We start from the raw sequence: 11,499 nt of genomic DNA, 5'->3' as shown, positions 1-11,499 counted from the left end.
TTCAACTTTAACAATCATTCGGGGAGGATGTCAACCAAAGAAAGCCGGGTGCGCGGCTTCGGGCCGTGGAACGGAAGGCTAAGACGACTGCTGGCGCAGCTTCGTTTCCCGCACCAGTTCCTTCACGTTCTCCTCCAGTCTTAGCTTTAACTCCTCGGCGATTTCGTATCCGCCCTCTTCCTTACGGACCACTTGCGAGTCGACCGTATACACCCCGCCCAGGATGTAGCGGGCGCCCAGCACGGACAATACCGGCTTTAAAGCGTAATCGATCGTCAGCAGGTGAGCCAGGCTGCCTCCGATGAACAGCGGCAGCACAACCTTGCCGGCCAGCCCCTTTTGCGGGATCAGATCGAGAAAAGTTTTGAGCACGCCCGTATAGGAGGCCTGGTATACCGGGCTGGCCACAATCACCGCGTCCGCCTCGGCCACCATCGCATTCGCCTTGACGATCGCCGCGCTTTCGAATTTGGTATGGATCAAATCTTCCGGCGGCAGCTCGCCCACATTCAAATTCCGGACCTCGAACCCTTCTTTGCCCAGCAGCTCCTCCGTCAGGGAAAGGACAGCCGTCAGCCGGGAGCCCGGCGTGGGACTGCCGTTAATGATCGTAACTTTTGCCATATGGATTCTCTCCTTTATGCAACAGATGGTTTATTTTCAAAATCGGTATACGAACCGCCATCAGACCAAACGGCCTGCCGCATCAAGTGTAATGTGCACTAGGTGTACTGAGTGCTAGGTGTACTGCGCACTAGGCGTACTACGTGCTAGGTATGCTGTGTGCTAGGTGTGCTGCGCACTAGGCGTACTGCGTGCTAGGTGTACTACGTGCTAGGTGTACTGTGGACTATGTGTACTGCCGGGCTATGTGTACTCGCGCTAAGTATACTGCACACTAGGTTTACTGCCGCCATGTGTACTGTCGCACTAAGTGTCCTACCGCACCAGGCGGTCCGTCACACCAAGCCTTCTGTCAAATTCCGATGAACCTGCTAGGTTTAAAAAAATGCTATCAATATTTTAAGAAAAAGTCAATGAAGCCGCTTAGGAGCTGCTGCCGTCTGGGCACATCCCCATGGGCGGTTGCATACGATGAAGCAAAATTACCGTTTTTAGGAAGGGGCCTGTTAGTAATCATGAATCCCGTGTATCCGTATATCGGCAAAAAAACGGTCTGCAAGGAGCAGCCGATCGCTTTTCCGCCGCAGCATCAGGCAAAACAGCCCGGTCTGGAAAGCTTAATGCGTCCGCGGCCGATTTTCGAAAATCCCGAATACCGCGGCAGCGGCAAATTGCGGGGGAAAGTAGCTGTCGTGACCGGCGGCGACAGCGGCATCGGGCGCGCCGTGGCGGTGGCGTTCGCCAAGGAAGGGGCGGACCTCGTCATCCCTTATTTATGGGAAACCTCCGACGCGGAGGAAACGAAAAGGACAATTGAAGCGCTGGGGCGGCGCTGCCTGCTCATTGAAATCGATTTGCGCCGCAAAGCCAACTGTGAGCGGGTGATCCACGAGACAATGCGCCACTTCGGGCGGCTCGATGTCCTGGTGAACAACCACGGTGTTCAGTACCCGCAGCTCAGCATCGCCGACATCTCCGAAGAGCAGCTGTACCATACGTTTCAAACAAACATTTTTTCGTACTTTTTCCTTGTGCAAGCCGCCCTGCCCCATCTCCGGCGCGGCAGCTCGATCATCAATACCGCTTCCATCGTCGCTTACAGAGGACACAAAACACTGATCGATTACTCCGCCACCAAAGGTGCGGTCGTTTCGTTCACCCGTTCCCTGGCCCTTTCCCTGATCGATTTCGGCATCCGCGTCAACGCTGTCGCCCCCGGCCCCATTTGGACGCCGCTCATCGTCTCCAGCTTCTCCGCCGAGGAAGTTGCCACGTTCGGAACGGACACCCCGATCCGCCGCGCCGGGCAGCCGTATGAGCTGGCTCCCGCCTACGTGTACCTGGCCAGCGGCGACTCCTCCTACGTCACCGGCGAAACCGTGCACGTGAACGGCGGCGATATGGTAACAACCTAGATAGAAGGACGCCAAGGGGAGGCGCCGAGAGAGGACGCAAGGGGGGCGCCGAGGGGGCAGCTCGACCAAAATAACGCCCTTTTTGGACCTCTGTCAAGAAAGTGGACACCCTTTAAGTGAAAAATACTAGGCCGTCTTTTTAAAACGTGCAGCAAATTGAACCGGTGACAAATAACCGATCGAACTATGGATTCGTTTGCGGTTGTAGAAGAATTCAATTTACCGAAAGATGGACTCGTATGCTTGCTGCTTGGTCTTGAATCTTGTACGGTAGATGAGTTCTTTCTTCAAGATGCTGTGAAAAGATTCGATACATGCGTTGTCGTAACAGTTCCCTTTACGACTCATGCTGGCCTTCATAAAGAAAGCCTCTAGTTTATCCCGGTAGTCTTTGGATGCATACTGTGAGCCGCGGTCGGAGTGGTGAATCCCCCCCCTGCCCGGCTTCTTTGCTTCGTACGCAGCTTCCAGTGCGTCTAGGACGAGATCTGTCGTCATCCGATCATGAAGACGCCAACCTACAATCTCGCGGGGTACACAGGTCCATTACGCTGGCAAGGTACAGCCGGCCCCCTCGGCACGGAATATAGGTAATGTCCGCTACCCACACCTTGTTTGGCTTAGCCGTGGCAAATTTCTGCTCTAAGATGTTCGGAGCAATAGGTAAGTCGTGGTTGGAGTCGGTTGTCTGCACTTTGTACTTCCGGGAGACGCAAGAACGCAGTCCCAACTCTTTCATGTAGATGCTGACCGTACGCTCTGAGATCTGAATGCCTTCCTCCCATAACTTACGGGTAATTTTCGGACTGCCGTAACACTCATCATTGTCCTGAAAATGGTAGGCAATCCGTTCCAACACCTTTGCCTTCCTCAACTCCCGCTCACTGGGCGCCGCCTTTCTCCACTTATAAAATCCGCTCCGGGACACTTGCATTACTTTGCACATCTTCTCCACTCGAAACTTGGAGCGATGGTCTTCGATGAATTGGAACCTCAGTTCCGTTCTTTGCTGAAGATGTGCAGAGCCTTTTTTAAGATCGCCAGCTCTTCCTGCAAGTCCTCTTTTTCCCGTTCCGACGCCTGCAAACGTTCTTCCAGCTGACGGAGTTTCTCTGTATTCACAATGGGTTCATTTTCAAATGAACGATACTTCGTCATCCAATTCTTCAACGTTCCCACGGGAATGTTCATTTCCTCGGCGATCTCCGGCAAGGTCTTCGTCTGCTCTTGAACATATTTTACGGCTTGCTTTTTAAATTCCTCATTGTATCGTTGACGCTCTCCCACGACGGACACCTCTTTCTTCGTTAAGTCCTATTTTCCACATCACTTAACGTCGTGTCCACTTTTTATTCTAGCTCTATTTTTGCCGTTATTCTGGGTAGGCGATGCCGTGACTTTCCTTTTGCAATATCCAGGTAGGTGATACCGTAACTTTCTTTTGCTATGTCCCAGGTAGGCGATGCTGCGGCTATTCTACTTCAGTCTATCCCGGTTGAGCGATGCTGCGACTTTCTTTTGCTATTTCCGGGGCTACGATTCTACGAGAGCGGCAACAGGCTTCCCGAGTTTTCGCGGTTCTTGGGGAGCCGTTCGACTAATGACAAATGATCTTCCGGAAGGCAAAAAGAGTCAATAGATTCGGCCGCTTACAGCGCTTCGATGATGTCTCCGGCCAGCAAAGAGGCGGGAGATCCAGGCCGGGCGGCAGCGGCGCGTTCGCCGGCGAGGCCGTGCAGGTGCACGCCAAGCGCCGCCGCCTGAACGGCGTCCAGGCCCTGGGCCAGCAGCCCGGCGATGATGCCCGTCAGCACGTCCCCCGATCCCCCGGTGGCCATGCCGGGGTGCCCGGTGACGCCCACGAAGACGCGGCCGTCCGGGGCCGCTACAACGGTGCGCGCTCCCTTCAGCACGAGCGTGACGCCGTGCTCAAGGGCGAAGCGGCGCGCCAGGCCGATGCGGTCCCGCTGCACTTCGGCCGTCGCCAGCCCGGCGAGCCGGGCCATTTCGCCGGGATGCGGCGTCAAAACCGTCGCCGCGTCCCGGCGCTTCCACGCCGCCAGGCCGCCGGCCGCGGCGAGAATGTTGAGGGCGTCCGCGTCCACCACCAGGGGACGCGGAGCGCCCTCCCACAAGGCGCGCAGGAAGGCGTCCTCGCCCGGGAAGCGGCCCAGCCCCGGGCCGACCGCGAGCACATCGCGCGCCGACAGCAGCCGCAGCACTTCGCCCGCTGCGGCTGCGTTCCAGGCGCCGGCGTCGCCGCTAGCGGCCGGCGCCAGCATCAGCTCGGGCACGGCCCCGAGCACATGCGGCAGCAGCGCCGCCGGCAGCGCCCACGTCGCCAGCCCGCAGCCGGCGCGGAGCGCGGCTTTGGCGGCGAGCAGGCCGGCGCCGCTCAGCGGCAGGCTGCCCGCGGCGAGCAGCACGTGCCCGTACGTGCCCTTGTGGCCGTCGGCTGCGCGCCGCAGGCCGGGGTCCACCCCGAGCTCGCCGCGCAGCGTCTCCTCGGTAAGGACAAATCCCGCTGCCTCCACGCCCTGCGGCAGCTCCCGGGGGATGCCGATATAGCGGACGATCACATCCCCTGCCATCTTGGCCCCCGGATACTGCGTCAACCCCGCCTTCAAAAAGGCGAGGCACACCGTAATCCGGGCCCGGATGCACGGGTCGTGCGCTTCGCCCGTATCGGCGTCCAGCCCGCTGGGGATGTCGGCTGCGACGATCGGCAGCCCGCTTTCGTTCGCCTCCCGGATCAGGGAGGCGTAAGCGCCGCGCGGCGCGCCTTTGGCGCCGGTGCCGAGCAGCGCGTCAACGATCCCGGTCACGCCTCGTGAGCGGGCCGACGCCACGGCACCGGGAGCGTACACCGCGCCCGCAAGCCCCAGCGCTTCCGCAATGCGCTGCTGCAGCGCCGCTTCGCCGCCGAGCTTCTCCGGCGCTTCGGCGTACACCAGGCTTACCCTTACGCCCGCATCGGCCAAATGCCGGGCGCACACCAGGCCGTCGCCGCCGTTGTTCCCTTTGCCGACCAGGATCAGCCAATGCTCCGGATACCCGTCCGTCGCGCCCAGCTCGCCAAAGCCTCCGGCGTTAGGGCAAACCGGCCCAAAAGGCGGCTCGCCGCCCTCAAACGCACTTCGTCCATGCCGTACGTCTCCCCGTATGGACCCGCCCACGCGGACATCCGATCGGCCCGCCCGCGCAAGCTGATGAATGGGAGCGTTACCTCCGTCTCCGTGTCTGGCCCCACTCTCGCGGGTGTCCGGTCCAAATGCCTGCAAAGGCTTGTTCGCGCAAATGTCCCATCCGTCTTCGTAAATTCGTTCAGCAGCGGCCTGATCCACGCTCCACTGTCTTGACCATTTCCCGGCTTGTTGCCGGCGCTCCCGACAAAACGCCAGCACCTCTTCGGCGATCGCCCGTCCGGCATTTTCCATTAACGCGGCCGACGGAATTCCCATATGTACAATCGCATGCCGGTCAATCTCCCGCATTTGCTCCGCTGTCACAAATCTCATCCCTGCTCCTCCCTTCACATCCAGCCGCCAAATCCGCGATCAACGGAATTGGCCGCCTTCCCCGAATTTACTGCCTATCGCCGGCGTAACTCTGGCGTAACTCTTTAGCAACATCCTGTTTATGCACAGTTTTTTCCGGTTCGTCTTCTTTCCGCCATCCATCCCGCACGCCAGTGCTCCCCAGCACTCCAATCGCATTCCGATTTCCATACCGCGCTTAAAGCTTTAATCGCATTCGATTTCCATGCAGCGCTTAAAGCTTTAACTAGTTCCTCTCTTAATAAGCTACGGTAAACCTTGCGCCCTGGAACTGCGGGTCTTCGACCTCGTCCAGCAGCGCCACCGCGTAATCCTCGACGGTGATCCGGCTTTGGTCCCGTTCATCCGTGATTAAACGATCCAGGCCGATCCGGAACTGCCCCGTCCGTATGCCGGGTTCAATGACCGCCGGCGGACAAATTACCGTCCAGTCCAGGTCAGAAGCTCGATACAACGCCAGCGCTTCGTTGTGCGCCCGGGCCAGCGGACGGATCTCCTCCGGAAACTCCGGCGTATCCATCAGCCGGACGCCCGGCGCAACCTCAAGGCTTCCCGCGCCTCCAACGGCGATCAGTCTGCGGGCGCCGCCGCGTCTCGTCCCTTCGATCAGGCAGCGCGTCGCCTCCTGCAGCTCATCCTCATCCCCGAAGCGCGGACCGTAAGCGCTGATGACAACATCCTGCCCCTCCGCCGCCTTGGCGATGGAATCAGGCATCAAAATATCCCCTTCCATCACGCTCAGCGTTCCCCGTTTGCCTTTCGCCGCTCCCGTTCCCGTTTCCTGCAGGTCCGCTTCGGCAAGCCGCGACGGATCGCGCACCACCGCCGTCACATCATGACCGCGCCGCAGCGCTTCGCTCAAAATTCTTTTTCCAATCGTGCCCGTGGCCCCAAACAATGCGATATTCATCGGTTATCCATTCCGTCCTCTCTACGCTTGTCGTCAACCCAATTCGGCTGCTCTTATTATAATCATCCCAAAACGGCAGTTCAAAACACCGCCTGCTCCCGGTTCCACCAAATTATGTGGTTCCCCGACATATGGTTCCCCGACCGTTTCCCTGCTGTATAGTGTCCAATAAAGCGGGCCTGCTTTTAGAGAGTCTATTATGGAGACACGTTGGATATTTCCAATAGAATTTGTTGAAACTCCTTTTTCCACGCATCGCTCATTGGAAAAATCCAGTAGATTTCGCTCGAATGCTCCGTTTTGCGCCTTGCCAAGCCTCATCTATTGGAATTATCCAATCAAGCCACTGTATTCGCCATCATGTTTCCATTCTATTGGATATTTCCAATCAGAACGTTGTGTCAGGGTGTCAGGCCGCAGGGAACCTGTCAGCTAACCATGCCGATGTCAGCTAACCTGCCGATGTCAGCTAACCTGCCGATGTCAGCTAACAGCTTGCCGTTCCCAACCGTTTCTGCCTAACCTGAAATGATAGCTTCCGGCTGTTCTTTTCGGCCATATAAGAAAAACGCCTATCGACGTACTTTCAAGGGAGCCAGACCGCGTTTAAAGGTAGTTTTTCCCCCGCGATTATAGAATCGTCCAGATCCGCTGAAAATTTATAGACTCTATAATCTTAAAAAAGCTCCCGGCACTTCTGCCAGGAGCTTAACCAGTCTGTTCGCGGGGCCGTTCAACCGGCCGTTCTTGCCATTTCCTTCAGCCCGCTTTGCCGAGCAAAAAACTTGCGATCAAAATGACGAAAACAACCGCCGTGATCAGCACGAAGCGGTAATCTTTTTCCGCCAAAAACACAAACAGCGAAACAAACACGCGGAGCACCGGGGTCAGGATCAGCAGCAGCAGCCCCGCCTGAATGATGGCGGCCGATTTCAAAGCGATCAGCCCGCCCGCGATGTCCCCAAAGCTTGTCGGGTACGTGTCTCCCGGGTAGCCGCTGTCGCCCGTCACCAAAAATAGCAGCAGGCCGGCGATGATCACGGCGGCGGCCACGATGACGCCGATCCGCAGCATTTTGCTGACGACGATCTCCGCTTCGATGGCGCGGTTTTTTTCCGCAGGATGACCTTCGTTCATGTTAACCCCTCCATCCTTGGTAGATCATTTGGCAGGCGATATAAATCATGACCGGAATAAACAGCTTGCGGATCGTTTTGCTTTTCAGCCGCTGCATGATCCGCGACCCTACGGTGGCCCCGACGAGAACGCCCAGCGCCACCGGGGCGGAAATGGTCGGAATGATGTCTCCGCGCAGCAAATAAATGCCCGCGCTGGCCGCCGCCGTAACCCCCATCATAAAGTTGCTGGTGGCCGTGGACACCTTCAGCGGCATTTTCATAAACACGTCCATCGCCATCACCTTGAAGCTGCCGCTGCCGATCCCGAGCAAGCCGGAAACGACGCCCGCCCCGTACATGACCCCGAAGCCTTCATAGACCCGGTCGATGTTGTAGGCTACGCTTTTGCCGATCGCCTTGTCGTAATACTCTCCCTGCAGCCCCAGCTTTTTCGCGACGGGATGAAGCCGGACGCCCTCCGGCACTTCCTCCTTGCCTTTTTTGATCATGGAATAAGCCGAATAAAGCAACAGCAGGGCAAAAATGAAAAATAAAACCCGCGGCGCGATCAACGCCCCGACAAAAGCCCCCGTGATTGCGCCGACGGTCGTGGCGATCTCCAGAAACATGCCGACCCGCAAGTTGGTGATCCGATCGCGCAGGTACGCCACCGCCGAGCCGCTGGACGTGGCGATGACGGATATAATGCTCGCCCCGATCGCATGGTTGATGTCGACGCCAAACAGCAGGGTGAGCGCCGGCGTCACGATAATGCCCCCGCCCAGGCCCAGAATTGAGCCCACGATCCCCGCCAATATGGCGATTAGAAAAATTTCAATAACGATCGTTGTCAAAACTGCATCTCCTTTGCTGATCATTTTTCCGTGACGATTTGCAGAAATGCTGACCACGATGCGCAACGTTGGCGCTAACCGGCGTATGATGCGCGCGGGGAATGGCCGATAAGCAAATTCTGTACTGAGCAGGTCTTTCTTAATATTTTACGCCCGGTTGCCGATCCGCATAAACATGCCGTGCGACTGGGGTGCCGTGTATTCAAAACCGAACTTCCGGTATAAGCGGTCCGCCGGCGGATCGGCGATCAGGCTCACATAGGCCAGCGGCGGCGCGCTTGTCTCCAAGTAACCGACGATTTCCCCCACGATTCTACTTCCCAGCCCTTGCCCCTGGGCATCCGGCCGGACGGCGATATCGACGACCTGCATAAAACAGCCCCCATCACCGATCACCCGTCCCATGCCAACCAATCCTTCCGGATCATACAGCGATACGGCGAACAGTGAGTTCCTTAACCCGACTTCCGCTCCTTCCGCGCTGCGGGGGCTTAATCCCGCTTGCTCCCTGAGCTTGACGTAATCTTGTACGCTCGGTGCGTCCCGGATGACCCGGATCTCCTGGTTCTCCTGGTTCAATTCCATATGTACACTCCTTCCGATAACCGAAAAAAACGCCTGCTCCTATCGTCAGCTACCAAGTATAACACTTTGCTTTTCAGACTTCACCCTCAATTTCCGGGAATTGCCGCTTTTTTGACGAAGCGCCTTGAAATTCGCCATGCTCCTGTGCAATAGTGGAAGGAGGAAAATGGAAAGGGGGATCACGGTGTCCTTTTCGGAGTGGATAGCTTGGTTTCGGCTGCATCAGGGGTCCGCTGTAACCGCCTTCCTGGCGCTCGTGATTTTTCTCTGGTTGTACGGAACCGCCCGCCGCAGAGCGGCGTTTGAAGAACATAAACGGCTCGAGCAGTTGAAAATCAGCCTGGAATTGTACGCGGCCGCGGTGGCGGCGCTGCTGCGCGCTTTGGACAAACCCGCACTCTCGGGAGCGGGAAAACGCTTATTGTTGAACAAATTGCTCTCCTTGCGCGCCGCTCCTTACGCGACGGAAAACGCGCTGGCGCAAATTTCGGTCTACGCCGCCGACGGCGACGCCGCCCGGCTTGAACTGCTGCTGAAGACGCTGGAAAGGGAAAGCGAGCAGTTGATCGCCGAACGGGACAAGCTGCTGCGCCAGATGGAGCAGCCGGGGTGGGGGCAGTGGTTGTGGCGCTATTTTCGCCCTTCGCTGCCGTTTCTATTTGCGGCCGGGTTGTTTTTCACCTTCTTATGGCTGCTGCGGCTGGTGGACGAGTCCTTTCCGGCCCCGGCCGTAGGGGCAGACCGCTGGCGTCTTTGGGCGTCATGGATCCAGCTCGTTTCAACCTGGCTTGCGCTGGTAGTGTTTTATCCGGCAGTGATGAGCCTCCGCCGCCAAAACGAAAGCTCGGCGCTCGCCCGGATTCTTGCCGCGCTGATCGGCTTATTGGCCTTGTTCCATCTGGGCGGATACGTGTTCGCTCCTTATATATTAGGCCTGCAGCTGCTGCTTTTCGGCTGGGGTTATCGCCTGAACGGCCGCAAACCGCGGAAATCGCGCCCGTATGTCGGCCATCCATCGGCGGCTTCCGGCGACGGCAGCGGCGGCAGCGACGGCGGCCACGCGGACGCCAAAAAGGACGACGAATCGCGTGACCGATAAAAGTGTATGGGCAACTCCCGGCGCTCACGGCGTCGGGATGCCGTCAGAATACACCGTCAGAGCCAGGCCGCAAACAAGTTTCCGCGAAATGCAAAAGTGCAGGCGATTTTTGTCAAAACGCCCCGAAATGGTCACTCGAAATGCAAAAGTGCATGTCACATCCGCCTATATGACCACATTTTTCCATATTGACTCCAAAAAGATGCACTTTTGCATTTCATTCGCCTCCGAGAGGGAAATTACACCATATGAACTGCACTTTTGCAGTTGGCTGCAACATAAAGAGGCGACGCGCAACAGATACGTATGAGACGTGTATAAGAAAAACATCTACCGGTGTACCCTCAAGGAAGCCAAACCGCGTTTACGCGTTTAGCGGAAGTTTTTCTTGCGATTATAGAATTGCTCAGCTCCGCCGAGAATTTATAATTCAGCTTTCGCAGTATGTAATTGGCAAGTAAGAGTTGATATAACTGGACGAAGCAGCTATCCAGTCCTGAAGTTGACACTGAAAAACTATTCCCGGTTGTCGAGGCGACTTTGTGGATCGGTTCCAACAGTTGTGGCAAAGCGATCGCTCCATCCGAGCGTACCTGTTTCGTACTCCAGCTTTCTTGGTCTATTGTTGAAAGGAATAGTTGCAAATTGTACAGTTGCTTATCCGGAAATGCTGCCACAGCGCTTGATCAAGTGTAAAACCTGCAATTACTCCGCTATATTTCGATAAAGAAGCACAGAGTCGAGGATGTAGTTGTATGAAATGCAATTAAACAAGTGATTGGGTAAAAAGATGTAAAGTTAGTTGTATGATTTGCAGTTCATGGTCAAGGTTAAGATTTTATTCGTAGTCCATCTGTACAGTATCAGCGGTTAAGCCGATTTTCGTTCTGCGAAAGTTGAGTTATAATTCTTTAATCTTAAGAAAAACATCTATCGACGTATCCTCAAGGAAACCAGTCCGAGCTTAGCGGTAGCTTTTCTTGCGGTATCAGGCAACCGATTGCACGAAGTTTATACTTAAAAACCCCGCTCCTGAAGCAGCACGGCGTGTGGCCTTCGCTGCCTGGAGCGGGGTTGTTTAACAATATCAGTTCGGCACGGATCCCGATTCGCGTAAAGACTTGACTGCGTGGCGGGACGATTTGGCAGTTCTGGCCGAACTGGCCGAGCTGCCCGAGCTTAATTCGTACCGCTTACGTTCCGTGCGTTCGACTTGCACGATTTGCCCCTCGTGAACGACGATGTTCAGGGAGCCGAATTCCATTCCGCCCAACAGTCCGGCAATTCGTTCCAACCAGACATCATCTACCTTTAGTGGTCTTGCCATTTTTATCGCC

General features: G+C 56.5%; 13 protein-coding genes. 2 read left to right on the top strand and 11 right to left on the bottom strand.

Annotation, left to right across the window (positions count from 1 at the left end):
* Positions 1 to 78: 78 nt before the first annotated feature.
* Entirely contained in the window at positions 79 to 624 is a 546-nt protein-coding gene (gene ssuE, locus NYE69_RS06490) for an NADPH-dependent FMN reductase (protein ID WP_340925257.1), read from the bottom strand.
* Between the two features lie 515 nt (positions 625 to 1,139).
* Here ssuE and NYE69_RS06485 point away from each other — a divergent pair.
* Entirely contained in the window at positions 1,140 to 2,039 is a 900-nt protein-coding gene (locus NYE69_RS06485; protein ID WP_340925254.1) for an SDR family oxidoreductase, read from the top strand.
* 126 nt (positions 2,040 to 2,165) lie between these two features.
* Here the strand turns inward: NYE69_RS06485 and NYE69_RS33640 are convergent, their stop codons facing one another.
* The 9 genes from NYE69_RS33640 to NYE69_RS06455 all read right to left on the bottom strand — a co-directional run bounded on the left by NYE69_RS33640 (position 2,166) and on the right by NYE69_RS06455 (position 9,063).
* The gene (locus NYE69_RS33640; RefSeq protein ID WP_445744820.1) at positions 2,166 to 2,258 is read right to left on the bottom strand and encodes an IS3 family transposase; all 93 of its coding nucleotides are present in this window, start codon (positions 2,256 to 2,258) and stop codon (positions 2,166 to 2,168) included.
* Entirely contained in the window at positions 2,259 to 2,564 is a 306-nt protein-coding gene (locus NYE69_RS33635; protein WP_445744819.1) for a DDE-type integrase/transposase/recombinase, read from the bottom strand.
* A complete protein-coding gene (locus tag NYE69_RS33630) occupies positions 2,542 to 3,021 on the bottom strand; it encodes an IS3 family transposase (RefSeq protein WP_445744818.1) in 480 nt (159 codons plus the stop codon). Before NYE69_RS33630 ends, NYE69_RS33635 begins: the two co-directional genes overlap by 23 nt.
* An 11-nt stretch (positions 3,022 to 3,032) precedes the next feature.
* Entirely contained in the window at positions 3,033 to 3,326 is a 294-nt protein-coding gene (locus NYE69_RS06480) for a transposase (RefSeq protein WP_328272439.1), read from the bottom strand.
* Positions 3,327 to 3,688: 362 nt separating this feature from the next.
* On the bottom strand, positions 3,689 to 5,557 hold the full coding sequence (locus NYE69_RS06475) for an NAD(P)H-hydrate dehydratase (protein WP_340925250.1): 1,869 nt from the start codon (positions 5,555 to 5,557) through the stop codon (positions 3,689 to 3,691).
* A 277-nt stretch (positions 5,558 to 5,834) separates the two neighbouring features.
* Positions 5,835 to 6,506: an NAD(P)-dependent oxidoreductase gene (locus tag NYE69_RS06470; RefSeq protein ID WP_340925248.1), complete on the bottom strand. Its 672-nt coding sequence runs from the start codon at positions 6,504 to 6,506 to the stop codon at positions 5,835 to 5,837.
* Between the two features lie 759 nt (positions 6,507 to 7,265).
* Complete coding sequence (locus NYE69_RS06465; RefSeq protein ID WP_036626474.1) at positions 7,266 to 7,643, bottom strand: DUF1634 domain-containing protein; 378 nt, start codon at positions 7,641 to 7,643, stop codon at positions 7,266 to 7,268.
* Between the two features lies 1 nt (position 7,644).
* Positions 7,645 to 8,478, bottom strand: coding sequence for a sulfite exporter TauE/SafE family protein (locus tag NYE69_RS06460; protein WP_196427616.1), 834 nt, complete (start codon positions 8,476 to 8,478; stop codon positions 7,645 to 7,647).
* Between the two features lie 147 nt (positions 8,479 to 8,625).
* Positions 8,626 to 9,063 (bottom strand): GNAT family N-acetyltransferase, encoded by a 438-nt coding sequence (locus tag NYE69_RS06455; RefSeq protein WP_340925244.1) that lies wholly within the window; start codon positions 9,061 to 9,063, stop codon positions 8,626 to 8,628.
* Positions 9,064 to 9,229: 166 nt separating this feature from the next.
* On the opposite strand from NYE69_RS06455, the gene NYE69_RS06450 reads away from it, so the two are divergent.
* Positions 9,230 to 10,162, top strand: coding sequence for a hypothetical protein (locus NYE69_RS06450; protein ID WP_340925242.1), 933 nt, complete (start codon positions 9,230 to 9,232; stop codon positions 10,160 to 10,162).
* Positions 10,163 to 11,249: 1,087 nt separating this feature from the next.
* Here NYE69_RS06450 and NYE69_RS06445 read toward each other — a convergent pair.
* A complete protein-coding gene (locus NYE69_RS06445; RefSeq protein WP_340925240.1) occupies positions 11,250 to 11,489 on the bottom strand; it encodes a YezD family protein in 240 nt (79 codons plus the stop codon).
* Positions 11,490 to 11,499: the final 10 nt, after the last annotated feature.

It is taken from the genome of Paenibacillus sp. FSL R5-0527, assembly GCF_038008055.1.
Classification (GTDB): domain Bacteria; phylum Bacillota; class Bacilli; order Paenibacillales; family Paenibacillaceae; genus Fontibacillus; species Fontibacillus macerans.
This window is presented reverse-complemented; position numbering and strand designations above follow the sequence as displayed.

Bases quoted from the DNA above. Each gene is read 5' to 3' on its own strand.
- ssuE (WP_340925257.1), bottom strand. From the start codon at position 624: ATGGCAAAAGTTACGATCATTAACGGCAGTCCCACGCCGGGCTCCCGG.
- NYE69_RS06485 (WP_340925254.1), top strand. From the start codon at position 1,140: ATGAATCCCGTGTATCCGTATATCGGCAAAAAAACGGTCTGCAAGGAG.
- NYE69_RS06475 (WP_340925250.1), bottom strand. From the start codon at position 5,557: ATGAGATTTGTGACAGCGGAGCAAATGCGGGAGATTGACCGGCATGCG.
- NYE69_RS06470 (WP_340925248.1), bottom strand. From the start codon at position 6,506: ATGAATATCGCATTGTTTGGGGCCACGGGCACGATTGGAAAAAGAATT.
- NYE69_RS06465 (WP_036626474.1), bottom strand. From the start codon at position 7,643: ATGAACGAAGGTCATCCTGCGGAAAAAAACCGCGCCATCGAAGCGGAG.
- NYE69_RS06455 (WP_340925244.1), bottom strand. From the start codon at position 9,063: ATGGAATTGAACCAGGAGAACCAGGAGATCCGGGTCATCCGGGACGCA.
- NYE69_RS06450 (WP_340925242.1), top strand. From the start codon at position 9,230: ATGGAAAGGGGGATCACGGTGTCCTTTTCGGAGTGGATAGCTTGGTTT.
- NYE69_RS06445 (WP_340925240.1), bottom strand. From the start codon at position 11,489: ATGGCAAGACCACTAAAGGTAGATGATGTCTGGTTGGAACGAATTGCC.